Origin of the sequence: Streptomyces sp. NPDC015127 (assembly GCF_043080095.1) — a bacterium.
Taxonomy (GTDB): domain Bacteria; phylum Actinomycetota; class Actinomycetes; order Streptomycetales; family Streptomycetaceae; genus Streptomyces.
The window spans coordinates 22513-41175 of the sequence record NZ_JBIBVE010000007.1 but is presented as its reverse complement, the minus strand read 5'-3'; the positions used below and the strand labels follow the sequence as shown (position 1 = coordinate 41175).

General features: G+C 71.0%; 15 protein-coding genes and 1 pseudogene. 8 read left to right on the top strand and 8 right to left on the bottom strand.

What is annotated here, in order from left to right; genetic code table 11:
- Positions 1 to 255: 255 nt before the first annotated feature.
- The 5 genes and pseudogenes from ACF08N_RS15345 to ACF08N_RS15325 all read left to right on the top strand — a co-directional run.
- Positions 256 to 1848, top strand: a complete 1593-nt coding sequence (locus ACF08N_RS15345) for a BCCT family transporter (RefSeq protein WP_392325093.1) — start codon at positions 256 to 258, stop codon at positions 1846 to 1848.
- Entirely contained in the window at positions 1835 to 2260 is a 426-nt protein-coding gene (locus tag ACF08N_RS15340; RefSeq protein ID WP_392325092.1) for an ester cyclase, read from the top strand. Before ACF08N_RS15345 ends, ACF08N_RS15340 begins: the two co-directional genes overlap by 14 nt.
- A gap of 26 nt (positions 2261 to 2286) precedes the next feature.
- On the top strand, positions 2287 to 2790 hold the full coding sequence (locus ACF08N_RS15335) for a flavin reductase family protein (RefSeq protein ID WP_392325091.1): 504 nt from the start codon (positions 2287 to 2289) through the stop codon (positions 2788 to 2790).
- A 34-nt stretch (positions 2791 to 2824) separates the two neighbouring features.
- The gene (locus ACF08N_RS15330; protein WP_392325090.1) at positions 2825 to 3529 is read left to right on the top strand and encodes a GntR family transcriptional regulator; all 705 of its coding nucleotides are present in this window, start codon (positions 2825 to 2827) and stop codon (positions 3527 to 3529) included.
- Positions 3530 to 3700: 171 nt separating this feature from the next.
- Positions 3701 to 3814 (top strand): annotated as a pseudogene (locus tag ACF08N_RS15325) (IS701 family transposase); the annotation flags it as partial.
- A 25-nt stretch (positions 3815 to 3839) separates the two neighbouring features.
- On the opposite strand, the gene ACF08N_RS15320 reads toward ACF08N_RS15325, so the two are convergent.
- On the bottom strand, positions 3840 to 5351 hold the full coding sequence (locus ACF08N_RS15320; protein ID WP_392325089.1) for an acyl-CoA synthetase: 1512 nt from the start codon (positions 5349 to 5351) through the stop codon (positions 3840 to 3842).
- 65 nt (positions 5352 to 5416) lie between these two features.
- Between ACF08N_RS15320 and ACF08N_RS15315 the strand changes: the two genes are divergently transcribed.
- Positions 5417 to 5764 (top strand): penicillin acylase family protein, encoded by a 348-nt coding sequence (locus ACF08N_RS15315; protein ID WP_392325088.1) that lies wholly within the window; start codon positions 5417 to 5419, stop codon positions 5762 to 5764.
- A 124-nt stretch (positions 5765 to 5888) separates the two neighbouring features.
- Here ACF08N_RS15315 and ACF08N_RS15310 read toward each other — a convergent pair whose 3' ends face one another.
- The 3 genes from ACF08N_RS15310 to ACF08N_RS15300 all read right to left on the bottom strand — a co-directional run bounded on the left by ACF08N_RS15310 (position 5889) and on the right by ACF08N_RS15300 (position 9881).
- Positions 5889 to 6995, bottom strand: a complete 1107-nt coding sequence (locus tag ACF08N_RS15310; RefSeq protein WP_392325087.1) for a calcium:proton antiporter — start codon at positions 6993 to 6995, stop codon at positions 5889 to 5891.
- 118 nt (positions 6996 to 7113) lie between these two features.
- Positions 7114 to 8664: an acyl-CoA synthetase gene (locus ACF08N_RS15305; protein WP_392325385.1), complete on the bottom strand. Its 1551-nt coding sequence runs from the start codon at positions 8662 to 8664 to the stop codon at positions 7114 to 7116.
- Between the two features lie 107 nt (positions 8665 to 8771).
- Complete coding sequence (locus ACF08N_RS15300) at positions 8772 to 9881, bottom strand: NAD(P)H-dependent flavin oxidoreductase (protein ID WP_392325086.1); 1110 nt, start codon at positions 9879 to 9881, stop codon at positions 8772 to 8774.
- A gap of 149 nt (positions 9882 to 10030) precedes the next feature.
- Here ACF08N_RS15300 and ACF08N_RS15295 point away from each other — a divergent pair, with 149 nt between their 5' ends.
- The gene (locus tag ACF08N_RS15295; RefSeq protein ID WP_392325085.1) at positions 10031 to 11851 is read left to right on the top strand and encodes a serine hydrolase; all 1821 of its coding nucleotides are present in this window, start codon (positions 10031 to 10033) and stop codon (positions 11849 to 11851) included.
- A gap of 57 nt (positions 11852 to 11908) precedes the next feature.
- Here ACF08N_RS15295 and ACF08N_RS15290 read toward each other — a convergent pair whose 3' ends face one another.
- Together ACF08N_RS15290 and ACF08N_RS15285 are read right to left on the bottom strand one after the other, a co-directional pair.
- Positions 11909 to 13441, bottom strand: coding sequence for a phytoene desaturase family protein (locus ACF08N_RS15290; RefSeq protein ID WP_392325084.1), 1533 nt, complete (start codon positions 13439 to 13441; stop codon positions 11909 to 11911).
- Positions 13442 to 13512: 71 nt separating this feature from the next.
- Positions 13513 to 15771, bottom strand: a complete 2259-nt coding sequence (locus ACF08N_RS15285; protein WP_392325083.1) for a tetratricopeptide repeat protein — start codon at positions 15769 to 15771, stop codon at positions 13513 to 13515.
- Positions 15772 to 16082: 311 nt separating this feature from the next.
- Between ACF08N_RS15285 and ACF08N_RS15280 the strand changes: the two genes are divergently transcribed.
- The gene (locus tag ACF08N_RS15280; RefSeq protein ID WP_392325082.1) at positions 16083 to 17531 is read left to right on the top strand and encodes a condensation domain-containing protein; all 1449 of its coding nucleotides are present in this window, start codon (positions 16083 to 16085) and stop codon (positions 17529 to 17531) included.
- Between the two features lie 110 nt (positions 17532 to 17641).
- Here the strand turns inward: ACF08N_RS15280 and ACF08N_RS15275 are convergent, their stop codons facing one another.
- Together ACF08N_RS15275 and ACF08N_RS15270 are read right to left on the bottom strand one after the other, a co-directional pair.
- Positions 17642 to 18175: a DinB family protein gene (locus ACF08N_RS15275; protein WP_392325081.1), complete on the bottom strand. Its 534-nt coding sequence runs from the start codon at positions 18173 to 18175 to the stop codon at positions 17642 to 17644.
- 145 nt (positions 18176 to 18320) lie between these two features.
- Positions 18321 to 18605 carry a hypothetical protein gene (locus tag ACF08N_RS15270; RefSeq protein WP_392325080.1) on the bottom strand — a complete coding sequence of 95 codons (285 nt, stop codon included), beginning with the start codon at positions 18603 to 18605 and terminating at the stop codon, positions 18321 to 18323.
- Positions 18606 to 18663 lie beyond the last annotated feature (58 nt).

Here is an 18663-nt window from a genome sequence, read left to right as displayed (position 1 = left end):
GGTCAAGGGGATGGAGCGACGGACTTCTCCGCGCCGTTGCCAGGACTGCTTGTCATGCCTGCTGAATCCCGCGTGACCTGCACTTTTGTGGACCTGGTCGGGTAGGAACGGGATTCCTTCCCCCGAACCCTTGACACTCCATCCGTGGCACGCCTTACTACTTCTTGCATGCCAGTGCCGGTGGCCCTCGGGCCCCGCGGACTCAAGGAGCCTCATGTCCAGTCACCTTCGAATCGCCCTCGATCGGGTGCGGAAATGACCCGCGCGACGCCGGCCGGGAGCGTGGTGGAACCCGGTACCGATGGCGTCAACGAATGCCACGAGGGCGGGGCCGAACGTCACGGCGCAGGGAAGCTCGGCTCGGTCTTCTGGACCTCGGTCGGTGTCTCCGCCCTCTTCGTCGGCTGGGCCGTGCTCTTCACGGAGAACCTGAACGAGGTGACGACCGCCTCCCTCAACTGGGTGACGGCCACGTTCGGGTGGGCCTACCTGGTGGTCACGCTCGCCATCCTCGTCTTCCTGGTGTTCCTGGCCTTCAGCCCCGCCGGTGACGTCCGACTCGGCAAGGACACCGATCGCCCCGAGTTCTCGACGCCGGCCTGGTTCTGCATGATCCTCAGCGCGGTCATGGGAATCGGGCTGGTCTCCTACGGCGTCGCCGAACCGATCTCCCACCTCTCGACGCCGCCGCACGGCCTCGCGGAGCCGAACACGTCGGCGGCGGCTGTGCGAGCCCTCCAGTACTCCTACTTCGACTGGGGCCTGCACGCCTGGGCGATCTTCGCCGTCTTCGGTCTCGCCATCGCCTATTCGACCCACCGCAAGGGCCGCCGCACCCTGGTCAGCCAGCTGTTCGTGCCGCTGCTGGGCCACCGCGTGAACGGGCCGATCGGCAAGGCGATCGACGTGCTCGCGGTGTTCGCGACGCTCTTCGGCACCACGACGTCCCTCGGTCTGGGTGCTCTCCAGGTCAACAACGGTCTCGGCACCCTGTTCGGGATCCCGGTCAACTCGGTGAGCCAGGTGCTCATCATCGCCGCCGTCACGGCGATCTTCACGCTCTCGGCGGTGACCGGTGTCAGCAAGGGCATCAAGTTCCTGAGCCAGGGCAGCACGCTGCTCGCGGTCGCACTGTTCGTCTTCATGCTGATCGTCGGCCCTGCCGTCTTCATCGCGAACCTGTACATCGAGTCCGTGGGCCAGTGGGCCACCGACTTCTTCCGGATGAGCCTCCAGGGCACCGCGTTCGGTGGACTCGAATGGATGCAGTGGTGGACCTACTTCATGATGGCCTGGTGGGTCTCCTGGGGCGCCTTCGTCGGTGTCTTCCTCGCCCGCATCTCCCGTGGCCGCACCATCCGCGGCTTCATCATGGGTGTCCTGGTCGTCCCCAGCGTTGTGTTCTTCACGTGGTTCACGGTCTTCGGCGGCACCGCCATCCACATCGACCTGTTCCAGGGCGGTGACATCGCCAAGCAGACCGCGGCCGACATCAACAGCGCGTTCTTCGCGACCCTCGACCACTTCCCGTACGCCGGTGTCACGTCGCTGGTCGCGATCATCCTGGTCGTGATGTTCTTCGTCTCCGGTGCGGACGCCAACACCTACGTGCTGAGCATGATGACCTCGAACGGGTCGCTCACTCCGCGTCGTTCGGTGCTCGTCATCTGGGGAGTCCTCACCGGCATCACCGCTGTTGTGCTGATGCTCGCCGGAGGGCTGACCGCCCTTCAGAACACCGTCATTGTGACGTCCTTGCCCTTCCTGGTGATCATCGCCGGCCTGGCGGTGTCCTTCTGGAAGGAACTGGGCGCAGATCGAAAGGAGAAGACTGTTGTCGAACAGTGAAACCCGCCGCGGGCTCATCGAGAAGGTCTGGGCCGCGGCCTGGGGCCACGGCGACGTCGACGCACTCGACCAGCTGCTGAGCCCGGCCTACCTCCGCCACGGCACCGACCGCCACCCGCAGGACCTGAATGCCTTCAAGGCCTCGATCGTCTCCACCCGAGCGGCGTTCCCCGACCTGGTCACGACCATCGACGACATCGTGCTCGAAGGCGACAGGGCAGCGATCCGCTGGCACAGCAGCGGTACCCACGAGACCTCGTTCCTCGGTGTCCCCGCCACCAAGCGGCGGGTCGACGCGAGCGGCGCCACCTTCGCCCGATTCGAGGGGGACCGCATCGTCGAGGAGCACGTGACATGGGATCCCCGGGCCCTGCTCTCGGCACTGGGCATCATCCGGGTGGGACAGGACTGACGATCAACATGACAAGGAGCACCACCATGGCCCCGCTTTCCACGCAGCTCGACACCGACCTGATGAAGCAGGTCAACCGGCAGTTCGTCACCGGTGTCACGGTCGTGACCGCGATGGACGGGGGCACCCCCCGGGGACTGGCCGTCAATGCGTTCTCGAGCATCTCGCTCGACCCCGCCACCGTGATGGTGTGCATCCAGCGCACCTCGTCCACGCACGACTGCCTGTTCCGCGGGGATCACCTCGCCATCAACATCCTCTCCACGGCCCAGCTCGACGTCGTCGGCACGTTCGCGGGTAAGTCCGATGATAAATTCAAGGACCTGGACTGGGCGCCCGGCCCGTTCGGGAGCCCGCTGATCGCGAGGAGCAGCGCGCAGATGGAGGTCGAGATCCGCGAGCGGCTCCAGGCCAGCACCCACACCGTCTTCATCTGCCGCGTGGTGCACGCTGCGGTCACCGAGAACCTTCCGATGGTCTACAGCGCGGGCAAGTTCTTCGACGGTGGCGCGCTCGCGCCGCTGGGATGACCGGCGGGCGGCTCAACACATGAAGGAGGGTTCGGTGAATCGCGGCACCAACGGATCGACGAACGGGTCGATGCAGGCCAGGGTCATCACCGAAATGCGGCGTCGCATCATCAAAGGTGACATCGGCCCAGGGGCGCCGCTCTCGGAACTCGCGCTCGCGGAGGAGTTCGGCGTCAGCCGCACACCGGTCCGTGAGGCCCTCAAGCAGCTCCAGACGGAGGGGCTGGTCGAGATCCGGCCCCGCGTGGGGACCTTCGTCACGACTCCGTCCCGCCGCGAGATCACCGAGCTCTTCGAGATGAAGGAACTCCTCGAGGGTGCGGCCGCCCGCCTCCTGGCCCGGCGCGGCCGGGTCCCGGAGATCGACATGCTGGAGCGGAACCTGCGCGAAGCCGATGAGGCGGTGGCGCGGGACGACCGGGAGCGATACGCGGAGCTGGTCCAGGAGTTCCACGACCTGCTCATCGCCGGCGCCGACAACAGCAAGCTGGAAGCCCACTACCGGATGCTGATGAACCAGCTGGCCTACTCCCGGCTGGTCAACACATCGTTGAGCCAGCCGGGACGCCCCCTGCAGTCTGACCGCGAGCACCATCTTGTCCTGGAACTGATCCTCGAGAAGGACGGCGACAGCGCGGAATACGTCATGCGCGAGCACGTCAGGGCCAGCCGGCGCGCGCTCCTGGCGGGCCTGCCCATCAGCGGCTCGAACACGGGTCCCGGCCCGGCAGGCACCTGATCCGAGCCGCCCGAAACGGGCCCCTAGGGGCAGGTGCGGGCGCTATTGGCAGCCATGGCGGCCGCCGCCCCGGGGGCACGGCCCTGCCCCCGGGGGTTCGTCGCCGGCCTGCTCTCGGATGGGGAGCGCAGGGACTGCTGACCGCCGGCCGAGCACTGCGTGTACCGGCGCCCCGACGCGATGCAGCGGCTCCTGCGCTCGGCGCGTTGGGACGCCGACGCGGTCCGCGACGACCTGCGTGGCCTGGTCGTGGCGCGCCTGGGGGACCCGGACGGGGTCCTGCTACGCGTGGTGCTCGGCTCACCGGCTGCTACGCGTCGTGCTCGGCGAACCGGTCGCGGAGTTCGCGCTTGAGGATCTTGCCGCTGGCGTTGCGCGGGAGCCCGTCCACGAAGAGGACCCTCTTGGGGGCCTTGAAGGCGGGGAGCTTCTCGCGTGCGTGGGCGATCAGTTCGGCCTCGGTGACCTCCCCGCGTGCCACCACCACGGCCGTGACCGCCTCGATCCAGCGGTCGTCGGGCAGGCCGACGACGGCCGTCTCGGCGACCGCGGGGTGGGTGTAGAGGACGTCCTCCACCTGGCGTGAAGCGACCAGTACACCCCCGGAGTTGATGACGTCCTTCACCCGGTCGACGACGGTGAAGTAGCCCTCGCTGTCGCGCACGGCGAGGTCCCCGGAGCGGAACCAGCCGTCGCGGAAGGCGTCTGCGGTCTCCTCCGGCTTGTCCCAATAGCCCTCGCACAGCTGCGGTGAGCGGTAGACGACCTCGCCCGGTGTGCCGTCCGCCGCCTCCTTGCCGTCCTCGTCGACGACCTTCGCCTCGACGAACAGCACCGGACGCCCGCAGGAGTCCATGCGGCCGTCGTGCTCGTCGGGGCCGAGGACGGTGGCGAGCGGGCCGATCTCCGACTGTCCGAAGCAGTTGTAGAACGCGAGCCGGGGCAGGCGTTCACGCAGCCGCTCCAGGACGGGCACGGGCATGATCGACGCCCCGTAGTACGCCTTGCGCAGTGCGCCCAGGTCGCGGGTGGCGAAGTCCGGGTGCTGGGACAGGCCGATCCAGACGGTCGGCGGGGCGAACAGGCTGTCGGCGCGGCCCGCCTCGACGAGGTCGAAGATCTGTGCCGGGTCGGGTGCGTCCAGGATGGTGTTCTCCGCGCCGACCGCCAGGTAGGGCAGGAGAAACACGTGCATCTGGGCGGAGTGGTAGAGCGGCAGGGTGTGCAGGGGCCGGTCGTCGGGCTTCAGGTCGAGTGCGGTGATGGCGCTGACGTACTCGTGGACGAGCGCCCGGTGGGTCATCATCGCGCCCTTCGGCAGCGCGGTGGTCCCGGAGGTGTAGAGCAGCTGGACCAGGTCCTCGGCCGCCGGTTCCCCCGCGGTGGGGACGTACGGTCGTGGCTCGGCCAGCTCCGCGAGGAGGGATCCGTCGGCGTCGCGCAGCGGCCGTACGGGAGGGCCGGCGGGCAGGCGGGGCGCGAGGTCCGGGTCGGCGAGGACGAGGGAGCTGCCCGACTGGCGGACGATGTAGGCGAGGTCGTCCCCGGTGAGGTTCTGGTTGACCGGCACATGGACGAGTCCGGCCCGCGCGCACGCGAGGAAGGCGATCAGGTAGGCGTCGGAGTTGTGGCCGTAGGTCGCGACCCGGTCGCCCGGGCGCAGCCCGTGGCCGGCCAGGACGGCCGCCGCGGTGGAGACGGCGGTGTCGAGATCCGCGTAGGTCCAGGTACGTGCGGCGTAGCGGACGGCCGTGCGGCCGGGGGTGCGGCGGGCGCTGCGCCGTACGAGGGAGTCGACCGTGCTGCTGTGTGCCCCTGTCATGACGCGATCCTGTGCGTCCGGTGACGGTACGTCAAGACTGCGGATACCGACCGGACGGTTGACAGTTGCCCCACGGCAGGCGCTGTCGGGCGCGGTGTCCGCACTGCGCGGCGGGCATTCCGCTGGACGCGCCGCTCGGGGAGCACGAGTTCGTCGTACGGGGCGGGAAGCGGTTCCCGGTGCACGGCGGCACGGAGGCGCTCGGCGTGTGGAACAAGATCGAGGCGCGGTGGAACGCGTCGGCCGGCGGTTACGCCGAGGTGGTGCACGGCTCCAGCCATGTCCAGGCGGTCGGCTGGGACGGCGGGCGCTGCCCGGTGGCGCGGACGCTGCTGACGTACTCGCAGTCGTCGAACCGGCTCTCGCCGCACTACCGGGATCGGACGGAGCGTTCGCGGACGAGCGGTGGGTGACGTCGCTTCTGCGAGAGCGACATCATGCGGTCACCCGCGCCGCAGGTGGTACGGGTACGCGAGCGGGGGTGAGCCCTCCGGGCCACGGCCCTGGCACGGCAGGCCAGAGCCGTGGCTCACCGGTTCAAGGGCTCACCGCGAGGAACATGTACGCCGCGAAGATCGCCAAGTGCACCCCGCCCTGGAGCAGAGTGGCCCGGCCCGGTACAACCGTCAGGGCGCCGACCACCACGGTGAGTGCCAGCAGCACCATATGGGTGGCGCCGAGGCCGAGCAGCAGGGGGCCCTCCAGCCAGATCGTGGCGAGGGCGATCGCCGGAATGGTCAGCCCGATGCTCGCCATGGCGGAACCGAGCGCCAGGTTCAGACTCGTCTGGACGCGGTCGCGGCGAGCCGCCCGTACGGCGGCGAGCGTTTCGGGCAGCAGGACGAGCAGCGCGATGACCACGCCGACGACGGCGTGCGGCAGGCCGGCGGACGCGACGCCGGACTCGATGGTGGGCGACACCGCCTTCGCGTCGCCCACCACCGCCACGAGCGCCACGACGAGGAGGCCGAGGCTGAGCAGGGCCGCCGAGCGGTCAGGCATCTCACCGTGGCCGTCGGCGTCCTTCGGCGGTCCGCCGTGCCGTGAGACGGGCAGGAAGTACTCGCGGTGGCGCACGGTCTGCACGGCGACGAAGAGACCGTAGAGGCCGAGCGAGGCGACGGCCGCGAACGTCAGCTGGGCGGCGGAGAACTCCGGTCCGGGCCTGCTCGTGGTGAACGTCGGCAGGACGAGGCTGAGCGTGGCGAGCGTCGCGACGGTGGCGAGGGCGGCGCCCGATCCCTCGGCGTTGAAGACGGCCACGCGGTTGCGCAGGGCCGCCACGAGCAGGGACACGCCGACGATGCCGTTGCAGGTGATCATGACGGCGGCGAACACCGTGTCCCTGGCGAGGGACGAGGACTTGTCGCCGCCGTCGGCCATCAGGGTGACGATGAGGGCCACTTCGATGACGGTCACGGCCACCGCGAGGACGAGGGAGCCGAACGGCTCCCCCACGCGCTGGGCGACCACTTCGGCGTGGTGCACCGCGGCCAGCACGGCTCCGGCCAGGCACAGGGCCACGACGACGACCGCGAGGGGCGGCAGGTCGCGTCCCCAGCTGAGCACCAGGGCGACGACCGCGACCAGCGGCACCCAGACGGTCCACCGCCGCATGACGGACGAGAGGTTCACCGGGCTCATGCGTGCCAGGCTGCCAGCGCCCCGCGCCCCTCGCGCGCCGACCACCACCCGTCGCGCGCGGGCGCGGCTCCCCGGGCCGGCGCGGGAGCGGCTTCGCGGGCCGCCCCCGGACCCCGCGTCACACCGGGCGCTCGTGGCCCTCCCAGTACGGCTCACGGAGCCTGCGCTTGTACAGCTTGCCGTTCGGGTCGCGGGGCATCGCGGGTACGAAGTCGACGGACCTGGGGCGCTTGTAGGCGGCGAGGCGGCTCTCGCAGTGGGCGAGGAGGGCGGCGGCGAGGGAGGCGTCCGGCTTGTGGCCGTCCGCCGGTTCCACCACGGCCTTGACCTCCTCGCCCCAGTCGGCGTGCGGGATGCCGAACACGGCGGCGTCCGCGACGGCCGGGTGGGTGAGCAGCGCGGACTCGATCTCGGCCGGGTAGATGTTGACCCCGCCCGAGATGATCATGTCGATCTTGCGGTCGCGCAGGAAGAGGTAGCCGTCCTCGTCGAGGTAGCCGAGGTCGCCGACGGTGAAGAAGTCGCCGACGCGGTTCCTCGCGGTCTTCGCCTCGTCCTTGTGGTAGCTGAAGCCGCCCGTCGTCATCTTCATGTAGACGGTGCCGACCTCCCCCGGCGGCAGGCGGTTGCCGTCGTCGTCGAGGACGGCCAGTTCGCTGATGGGCCACGCCTTGCCGACGGTGCCGGGCTTCCTCAGCCAGTCCTCGGCGGTCGCGAAGGCGCCGCCGCCCTCGCTCGCCGCGTAGTACTCCTCGACGCACGTCCCCCACCAGTCGATCATGGCGCGTTTGATGTGGTCGGGGCAGGGCGCGGCGCCGTGGATGGCGTGCCGCATGGAGGACACGTCGTAGCGCTTCCTGACCTCGTCGGGCAGGGCGAGCAGGCGGTGGAACTGGGTGGGCACCATGTGGGTGTGCGTGCAGCAGTACTCCTCGATGAGCCGCAGCATCTCCTCGGGGGCCCACTTGTCCATCAGGACGAGCGGGTGCCCGATGTGCAGGGCGGCCGTCGCGAACTGCAGCACGGCCGTGTGGTAGAGCGGCGAGCAGACGAGATGGACGTTCCCGTCGAAGGGCTTGATGCCGAAGATGCCGAGGAATCCTCCGAGGTGAGTCTCCTCGGGGGTCTTTCCGGGCAGCGGCCGGCGGATCCCCCGGGGGCGGCCCGTGGTGCCGGAGGTGTAGTTCATGACCCAGCCGAGCGTGCGGTCCGCCGGCGGAGTCTCCGGCTGCCCGTCGAGCAGCTCGCCGTACGGTCGGAATCCGGCCACCTCGCCCACGGCGTAACGGCGGTCGGCGGGCAGCTTCGCCTCGTCGGCGGCGGCCGTCGCGGCCTCGGCGAAGCGTTCGTGCGCGATGAGCACGTCGGCGCCGGAGTCGGACACGATCCAGGCGATCTCCGGGCCGACGAGGTGGTGGTTGACGGGGACGAGGTAGAAGCCGGCCTGGGCGGCGGCGAGCGCCGCGGTGACGAGTTCGGGGCCGTTGGGCAGGACGACGGCGAAGGCGTCGCCGCGCCGCAGTCCGGCCGCCCGCAGTCCGTGGACGAGCCGGTTGGCTGCGGCGTGCAGCCGTCCCGCCCGCCACTGCTCGCCGTCCGGGCAGGTCAGCACCGTGCGGTCGGGGTCGGCGGCGGCCTGCGCCCAGAAGCCGCCGGGCGGACGGGGCACGCCAGGACCGTCCGTGATGTGGGGCGGAACGTAACCGCCGGGCGCGTCCGGCACATCGGAACCGCCCGGGGCGCGGGGCATCGCGCCCGGTCCGTCTGCGGGGTGGGTCATGAACCGCTCCTTCCGGCGATGCGGTTGATCCGGTCGACGGCGCGCTCGAAGCCGCGGGTGAGGTCGTCGAAGACGTCCTGGACGGGGCGTTCGGCGTTCATGCGGCCGACGATCTGGCCGACAGGTGTGCCGAGCAGCGGCTCGACCTCGTACCGCTGGATGCGGGAGACGGCCTCGGCCACGAGGAGGCCCTGCAGCGGCATGGGCAGCGGGCCGGGGCCGGCCGGTTCGTCCCAGGCGTCGGTCCACGCGGTGCGCAGCTGGCGGGCGGGCTTGCCGGTCAGGGCGCGCGAGCGGACGGTGTCGCCGGAGCCCGCGGCGAGCAGCTTGGCCGTCAGCGCCCGGGAGCCGAGCCGGGCTTCGGTGGTGGTGAGCCACAGGGAGCCGAGCCACACGCCCTGTGCGCCGAGCGCGAGACCGGCGGCGATCTGCTCGCCGCTGCCGATGCCGCCCGCGGCGAGGACGGGCAGCGGGGCGACGGCATCGGCGACTTCGGGGGTGAGCACCATGGAGGCGATCTCGCCGGTGTGGCCGCCTGCCTCGTACCCCTGGGCGACGACGATGTCGATGCCCGCCTCGGCGTGGTGGCGGGCGTGCCGGGCGCTGCCCGCCAGCGCGGCGACGAGGACGCCGTGGTCGTGGGCGCGTTTGACGACGTCGGCGGGCGGGGAGCCGAGGGCGTTCGCGAGCAGGCGGATGGGGCGGCCGAAGGCGACATCGAGCTGGCGGCGGGCCACGTCCTCCATCCAGCCGGTGATGCGCCAGCCGGAGGACTCGCCCTCGGCGAGCTCGGGGACGCCGTGTGCGGCGAGGGTGTCGCGGACGAACTGCCGGTGCCCTTCGGGGATCATCGCCTCCACGTCGGCCTCGCTCACGCCCTCGACCTTCCTGGCGGGCATGACGACATCGAGGCCGTACGGCTTGCCGTCGGCGTGGTCGTGCAGCCAGTCGAGGTCGCGTGCGAGGTCGTCGGGCGCGGTGTAGCGGACGGCTCCCAGGACGCCGAAGCCGCCCGCGCGGGTGATGGCGGCAGCCACCGCGGGGAACGGTGTGAAGCCGAAGATGGCGTGCTCGATGCCCAGTTGTCTGCTCAGCTCCGTCTCCATGGGCGCAGGATGCCGCAGCCCGCCGGACGAGGGAAGACATTTTCTGATGCATCGTCAGATTCTTTGGAGTGGTTGACAGTCCACCGACTCGGCAAGAAAGTTTCACGTGTCGCGGAAGATCCGAAAGATACTTTCAGGAAGGATTCCGTATGACCGAGGACGCAGCGGACAGAGGGAGCAGGGCGATCAGCCGGAGGAGACTGGGCAGCGGCCTGCTGGCGCTGGGCGGTGCGCTCACCCTCGCGTCCGTCCCCTTCGCCGCGCCGGCCATGGGCGCGCCGCTCGAAGCCGCTTCCGGTGGCGGCGGAGGGCCGGTCCACCGGCCGACGCTGCGGCGCGGCACCCCGGAGCGCGCCGGCCTGCTCGCCCCGCACCTCGACCGACTGGTCACCGACGCCGAGGCGTTCCTGCGCCCCTCCCCCAAACACCCCTGGTACGCGGGGGCGGTGCTGCTCGCCGGCCGGGGCGGCACGGTCGCCCTGCACCGGGCCATCGGGAAGGCGCTGCGCTACTCCTCGTACGACGAGGTGACCGACACGGCCGTGCAACTACCCGCCGACCAGCAGATCCCCATGGCCGAGGACACCGTCTTCGACCTGGCGTCCGTCTCCAAGCTGTTCACGTCGATCCTCGCCGTGCAGCAGATCGAGCGCGGCGCCCTGGAGCTGGAGGCGGCGGTCGCCTCCTACGTGCCGGAATTCGGCGGCGCGGGCAAGCAGGGCATCACCGTGCGCCAGGTGCTCACCCACACCTCCGGGCTGCGGGCCTGGATCCCGCTGTACAAGGAGCCCACACAGGAGGGCCGGCTGCGCCTGCTGTGGAACGAGGCGCCCGCGAGCGCCCCCGGCACCCGGTACCTCTACTCCGACCTGAACCTGATCGCCCTTCAGCTCGTCCTGGAGAGGATCACCGGTCGCACTCTGGACACCCTGCTCCACGACGAGATCACTGCTCCGCTCGGCATGCACCGCACGCGCTTCAACCCCCCCGCCGAGTGGAAGCCGAAGATCGCCGCGACCGAGGACGCCCGGCTGCCCTGGTCGGGACTGGAACGTGGGCTGGTGTGGGGCGAGGTCCACGACGAGAACGCGTACAGCTTCGGCGGCGTCGCGGGCCACGCCGGTGTCTTCTCCTGCGCCTGGGATCTCGCGGTCCTCGCCCGCACCCTCCTCAACGGCGGTGTCTACGGCCGCTCCCGCATCCTCACCGACGCATCCGTCGACCTGATGTTCACCGACTTCAACACCGCGTTCCCCGGCGACGAGCACGGCCTCGGCTTCGAGCTCTACCAGCACTGGTACATGGGCGCCATGGCCACGCCCCGGACCGCAGGCCACACCGGATTCACCGGCACCAGCCTGGTCCTCGACCCGACCACCGACTCGTTCCTCATCGTCCTCGGCAACTCGGTGCACCCCGTGCGCAGTTGGCGCTCGGGCAGCGCGCCCCGCGTGGCCGCCGCCAACAACCTCGCCCGGGCCGTAGCGGTACGCCCGGCGCACGGGCGCACCGCCTGGTTCGGCGGCATGGCGGGCGCCACCACCGCCACGCTCACCCTGCCCCCGCTCGGGCCCGCGGCCGGCCGGCTCGGCTGCTCCCTGTGGTGGGACACCGAGCCCGGCGCGGACCGGCTGTTCCTGGAGGCGACGGTGGACGGCGGGAGCAGCTGGCAGCCGGTGCCGTTCACGACCGAGCACCCCGACGAGGGCGAGCAGCCGCATCCCGCGGGTACGGCGACCGGCTGGTCCGGGCGCGTCTGGCACCGGCTGTCGGCGGATCTGTCTGCGTGGCACGGCTCGGAGGTACGCCTGCGGTGGCGGTACACCACCGACCGGCTCTACGTCGGGCGCGGGGTGTACGTCGACGCGATCCGCGTGGACGACGAGCACGGCCAGGCGCTCTTCGACGAGGCGCGACCCTCGGACGCAACCCGGATCGAGGCGGTCGGCTGGGCGCCGTCCCAGGACTGAGACCTCGGACCATGCGCCCCGCCGACAACCGGGTACGGCCCACGCACCAGGCGCGGTTCACCGGCCCAGCGCCGCCATCGCGGCGTTGTGGCCGGGGACGCCGCTGACCCCGCCGCCGCGCACCGCGCCCGCGCCGCACAGCAGGACGTTGGCGTGTGCCGTCTCCACACCCCAGCGTCCGCTCTCCTCCGTCGCGTAGGGGAACGACAGGTCGCGGTGGAAGATGTGCCCGCCGGGCAGCCTCAGTTCGCGCTCCAGGTCGAGCGGGGTCTTCGCCTCGATGCACGGCTCGCCGTTCGCGTCGAGGGCGAGGCAGTCGGCGAGCGGCTCCTCCAGGTACGAGTCGAGCTCGGCGAGCGTCGCGGCCAGCAGCTCGGCCCGCACGGCGTCGTTGTCGGCGGCGAACAACCGTGCCGGGGTGTGCAGTCCGAACAGGGTCAGCGTCTGATGGCCCTGTGCCACCAGCTCGGGTCCGAGGATCGACGGGTCGGTCAGCGAGTGGCAGTAGATCTCGGAGGGAGGGGCACTGGGCAGCCGTCCGGCCGCCGCCTCTCGGTAGGCGGTCGCCAACTGCTCGTAGCCCTCGGAGACATGGAAGGTCCCGGCGAACGCGGCCTTCGGGTCGACGTCGTGGTCGCGCAGCCTCGGCAGCCTGCGCAGCAGCATGTTGACCTTCAGCTGGGCGCCCTCGGCGGCTTCCGGTGGCTCCTCGCCGAGCAGGGCGGCGAGCGCCTGCGGGGAGGCGTTCACCAGCACCTGGCGGGCGGCGACCGTGCCGTCGCCGTCAGGGGCGCGGAAGGAGACCTCGGCCCGTGCGCCGTCCGTCTCGATGCCGGTGACCTCGTGCTCCACGGCGATCTCGGCGCCCGCGGCGCGGGCCGCGGCCGCCAGCGCGTCGGTCAGCGCGCCCATGCCGCCGACGGGCACGTCCCAGTCGCCCGTGCCGCCACCGATCACGTGGTACAGGAAGCAGCGGTTCTGCGGCAGCGACGGGTCGTGGGCGTCGGCGAACGTCCCGATCAGCGCGTCGGTGAGCACCACGCCCCGGACGAGGTCGTCGGCGAACCGCTTCTCGATCGCGACACCGATCGGCTCCTCGAACAGCATCCGCCAGGCCGCCTCGTCGCCGACGCGCTCGCGCAGTTCCTCCCGGGACGGCAGCGGCTCGGTCAGCGTCGGGAACACGCAGCCGGCGACCTCGTGTGTGATGCCGTAGAACTCCTGCCAGGCCGCGTACTCCCGCTCCCCGCCGGTGAGGCGGGCGAAGGACCCGGCGGTTCCGGGTCCGCCGACCAGCAGGCCGCCGCTGCCGCGCGGGGTGTACGAGGAGACGGTGCGCTTGCGGACGGCGAAGTCCAGTCCCAGATCCCGCACGATCTTGTCCGGAAGCAGCGAGACGAGGTACGAGTACCGGGACAGGCGCGCGTCGACGCCGGGGAACGGGCGGGTCGAGACGGCCGCGCCGCCGGTGACGGCCCGGCGTTCCAGCAGCAGGACGGAGCGTCCGGCTCGGGCGAGGTAGGCGGCGGCGACCAGGCCGTTGTGGCCGCCGCCGACGATGACGGCGTCGTACGAGGCGTGTGCGGGCATGGCCGGACCCTAACTCCTTCCGGCCCGCGGCGCGCCCCTGCGGCCGGGTCGGCCCGGTGACGCCACGCAGGTCAGGGTCCGGGTGTGCCGCTCTGCCGGAGCGCCGCGACCCGCCGGTACAGCTCCACGGCTTCCGAGCGGCGGCCCAGCTGTTCGAGGCAGTGGGCCTCATCGTTGCGGCTGGCCAGGGCGTCCGAGTGTTCGGGGCCGAGGACCCGCTCGCGCACGTCGGCTACGTGCCGGTAGACGGCGTACGCGTCGTGCCAGCGGCCGAGCCAGCCGAGAGCGACGGCCACCTCGCGGCGGCTGACGAGCGTGTCGGGATGGTCCGGGCCCAGCACCCGCTCGCGCAACGCGCACACCTCGCGTGCCTCTGCCAGCGCCTCCGGCCAGCGGGCGAGGCGGCCCAGGTTGACGCCGAGGGTGTGCCGGGCGCGCAGCGTCTCGGGGTCGGCGGGGCCCTGGGCGCGGGTGCGGTCGTCGACGAGCCCCCTGAACAGGTCCAGGGCCTCGGCACTGCGGCCGAGCCGGCCGAGGCTGATGCCGGCCTCGTAGCGAGCGGCGAGCGTGTCCGGGTGGTCGGGCCCCAGTGCCTGGGCGCGGGCGGCGGCGACCTCCCGGTAGGTGGCGAGCGCCTCGGTCCAGCGGCCGAGCCGGCCGAGGGCATGGGCGACCTCGTAGCGGGTGACGAGCGTGTCGGGGTGGCCGGCGCCGAGGACGCGGGCGCGCGCGGTGGCCACGTCCTCGGCCAAGCGGTGCGCGTCCTCGATCCGGCCCAGCCGGCTCAGGTTGAACGCGAGGTTGTGCCGACAGCGCAGCGTGTCGGGGTGGTCGGGGCCCATGGTCCGCTCGCGGGAGGCGAGGACCGTCTCGTACACCTGATGCGCCTGTGCGTGGCGTCCCAGCTGGCCCAGCACGTACGCGGTCTCCTGCCGGGCGGCGAGCGTGTCGGGGTGGTCGGGGCCGAGTGCGCGCTCCCGGCCCTCGCAGACGTGCGTGAACTCGCTGAGCGCCTCGGCCGCGCGGCCGGTCCTGCTCAGGGTGAAGGCGACCTCGTACCGGCTGGCGAGGGCGTCGGGATGGTCGGGGCCGAGCAGTGCGGCCCGTTCGGCGGCGACCGCGCGGTGCACCTCGCCCGCCTCGTCCCAGCGGCCGAGCCGGCCGAGGCTCAGGCCCGCGCTGTGGCGGCTGGCGAGGACGGCGAGGAACTCGGGCGGCGGAGTGGTGCGCTCCGTGGCGCCGTGGAGGGTGAGGGCGGGCGGGCCTGCCTGCGCGGGCACACGGGGGATCACCGGCGGGTTGGTCCAGGCCCCGGTCAGCGCTGCGGTGTGGTCGGGCAGGGGCGGCCGGACGGCCGTTGTCCCGACGGCCTTGTGGCCGGTCGTCATGCCCCGTGTCCAGTCGGGCAGCGGGGCCTCGCCGCCGGCCGGGACCTCCGGCAGGCGCGGGATCGGCAGGGCCGTGGGTACGCCGTCGGCAGGACGGCGTCCGGCCCCGATGCGGCGGCGCAGGTCGTCCGCGTCCCGCGGCCGTTCCTCGGGCGTCTTGGCGAGCAGGTCGAGCACGATCCGCTCCAGGAAGCCGGGGATCTCCTCCCGTACCTCCCGCAGCGGTCTCGGCGCGGTGTCCCGGTGGCCGACGAGGATCCCCCATGTGTCGCCGAGGTCGAAGGGCGGGGCGCCGGTGGCCAGTTCGTACAGGACGCAGCCCAGCGAGTACAGGTCGCTGCGGTGGTCGACCTCGCTGCCGCCGATCTGCTCCGGCGACATGTAGTGCGGGGTGCCCATGGCGATGCCGGTGCCGGTGAGCTTGGAGGTGAAGCCGATGTCCTCGCCCAGGCGCGCTATGCCGAAGTCGCAGATCTTCACCGCGCCGCCGCTCACCCGCATGATGTTGGCGGGCTTGAGATCGCGGTGCACGATGCCCTGGTCGTGCGTGTAGGCGAGGGCGTCGGCGATCTGGTCGGCGATGTCGACGACGTCGCCGACCGGCAGGGGCTGCTGCTTGTTGTCCTCCATCAGCTGGCTGAGGTTGCGGCCCTCCAGGAGCTCCATCACGAGGTAGAGGACGCCGTCGTCCTCGCCGAAGTCGTGGACGACGGTCACGCCCCGGTGCTGGAGCGCGGCCGCGACCCTGGCCTCGCGGCGGAACCGCTCCTTGAGGACGTCGGAGAAGGACTGGTCGTGGTGGGCGCCCATCGGTTTGAGGCACTTGACCGCGACCCGTCGGCCGAGCGATTCGTCACGGGCCCGCCACACCTCGCCCATGCCGCCGCGCCCGATGAGATCGAGCAGTCGGTACCGGCCGTGGATCAGCCTGGTTTCCGCCATCTCGTGCTGTCGCCCCCGTCGCTGTCCTGCGCCCTCCCCGGCCCGTCCAGTATGGCGGCCTGTCTGCGGAGTTTGTACGGGGCGGGGCGCGTGGCGGGCCCGAGTCGTGCGATCGCTTTCAGAACGTGACCGAGTGGTAGCCGCCACCGCAGCCGGGAGGTGACGCGGCGCAGCAGCTCGGCCGGTGGCAAGGAACCGCCGCCCGGCCACCCCTTCATGAGGTGGGCGGAGTCCCTGACGACCTCGGCGGCGCAAGGGGCCTGCGTCTCTTTTGGAGCAATCCCTCGTTGGACCGACGTGGGCAGCAAGCGATGCCACGAACGGAGAGTCTCTTGTACACGATCGACATCCAGCGTTGTGGCGTCCGGCCCGGCCGCCTCGTGGAGTGGACCCTGCATCCGACGACCATCGAGGTGGCGGCCGGTTTGCCGGAGGATTCCCGGCCGCCCGCCTATGTACAGGAGTCTCATGTACGAACATCACGTTCGGTACGCGAGGACGGCTTGTTCGTACCCACCTGGAGCGGCTCGGCCTTCGACATCTCCGGGCAGATCGACCTCGAGGTTCTCCAGGAGGCGCTGAAGCTCTGGACCCTTCGGCACGAGACGTTGCGCAGCGGCTTTCGCTGGGTCGGCGACGAGATGAGGCGCTTCACGCTGGACGCCGATGCCGTCGCGCTGCACCGCGAGGACGTCGGGGACTTCACCGAGAGCGCGACACTGACGCGGTACCTGGAGGATCGTTTCGACGTCGCTGCTGACGCACTCAGCTGGCCGAACTTCATCTACGCGGCGGTCGTCCGGGACGACGGCGCGAGTGTCCACATGGTGTTCGACCACAGCAACGTCGACGCGTATTCGCTCTACCGGATCCCGGGTGAGATCCACGAACTCTACGAGGCCGGCCTCGCGGGCCGTGCCGCCGCGACCGCGGCCACACCGATCGCCAGCTACGTCGACTTCTGCGCGATCGAGCGGACGGACGCAGACCGGATCGACGACACGCACGCGATCGTCGACCGCTGGCGCGAGTTCGTCGCCCGATGCGACGGAAAGCTGCCGAACTTCCCCGTCGACCTCGGCCTCGACCCCGAAGGGCCGCTGCCGACCCAGAAGTTGATGCTCGACAAGCTCGTCGACGACGCGGACGCGACAGCCTTCGAGGCGTACTGCCGGCCGTACGGCGGAAGCCTGGTCGGCGTCCTCGCCGCGACCGCCCTGATCGTCCACAAGATCGCCGGGCAGCCGGTGTACCGGACCGTCCTGCCCTTCCACACCCGGGTCAAGTCCCAGTGGCTGGAGTCGGTGGGCTGGTTCGTGGGCGGCGCACCGATCGAGATCCCCGGAGCACAGGCGTCGGACTTCGACAGTGCGTTGCAGATGGTCCGTGTCGAACTGCGGAAGCAGAAGGCGCTGGCACGGATGCCCCTCGGTCGCGTGCTGGGTCTGCTGGGCTCCGACTTCCGGCCCACGTCTCCGGACCTGTACTCCATCGTCTCGTTCGTCGACACCCGCTCCATTCCGGGTTCGGACCGGTGGCAGGACATGAAGGCGCACGGGCTGATGCGGGTTTCGTACGGTGACCAGGTATGCGTGTGGATCAACAGGTTCCACGACGGCGTGCAGTTCGCGTGCCGCTATCCGGACACCGCGGTGGCCCAGCAGAACATGCGGCTGTACGTCGAGGAGCTGCGGAAACTCATTCTTTCGGTGTCCCGCGACGCAGCCGTGCCCGCTGGTGTCCCTTGTCGCGCCAACTGACCTTCTCCCGCGGCCACTAGACCCTTGGCCACACCGTGGGTGAAGGCCCGGGCGGGTCGGGGGTCGAGGGTGGTGCTGGGCATGTCGTGCTCCTGCGTGCGGCGCGGTGGTCAGGCGTAGGGGTTGCAGACGAGGTAGCCGTCGACGCGGCTGAGCCAGTCCGACTCGGGGTCGGGCGGCAGTGCGTGCCCGAGGTTCTCGGCACGGACCTCGCTGATCCACTGGTCGTGCTGGTACTCGTGGTTGATCAGGGCGGTCAGCAGGTGGTTGGCGACGATGGTCAGTTGGGTGGGGGCGCCGACCTTGCCGGTGGCGATGTCACCGATGCGGGCGTGGACGCGTTCGGCGACGGTGTCGCGGAAGGCGGCGAGCCGTTCGACGGTGGGCATTGCGCCGCGGAATTTCTCCGGGTTCGCCGAGTCCATGAGCCCGTCCAGTTCCGGGTCGGGGCTGGGCTCGGCCGCGGTGAGGTTGCGGATCATGAAGTGGGCGACGTGGGCCTGGTGGCCGAGATGCCAGCCGATGGGGCTGGAGTTCTCGTGCGGGCGCCAGGTCACCTCGTCCGGGGTGAGGTCTTTCCACAGATCGTCGGTGTAGGCGCGGGCCCGGTCGTACTCGCGTAGCAGGGCTTGTACTTCGTGCATGACTCCACCTGTCCTTGTTCCGGGGAGAGTGGCTCTGGTGAGCATGGCGAGCCCGTCCTCGGCTTCCTCGACATCGTGATGTGCCAGGCAGTTCCGGGGCAGGGGCCAGGCGGGCGATGCCCCAGGCCGAGGGCTCTGAGAGTGCTCAGACGGTGTCGTAGACGCGCACTTCGGGTGCCGCTTTCAGCAGCGGGGACAGGCCGCCGGCCACATCGCGGGTGAACAGGTCGCTCGCCGGATACGCCTTCGCGTCGGCCACGGTCCGGAAGCCGTGGAGGACTTGGACGTCCTCGTCTCGGACGAGGAGTTCCTTGCTGGTGGCGCCCGGGACGGTGTCCAGGAACGGCTGCTTGTACTTCTCGTACATCACGCCGGCGGCAGCGACGCGGTCGGCCAGGTCCACCTGCAAGGTGATCTCAAGATACGCCATGGTTATGCCTCACTTGATCGGCGGGGAATCGGCGGAGCGGCGGTTACCGCAACGTGCC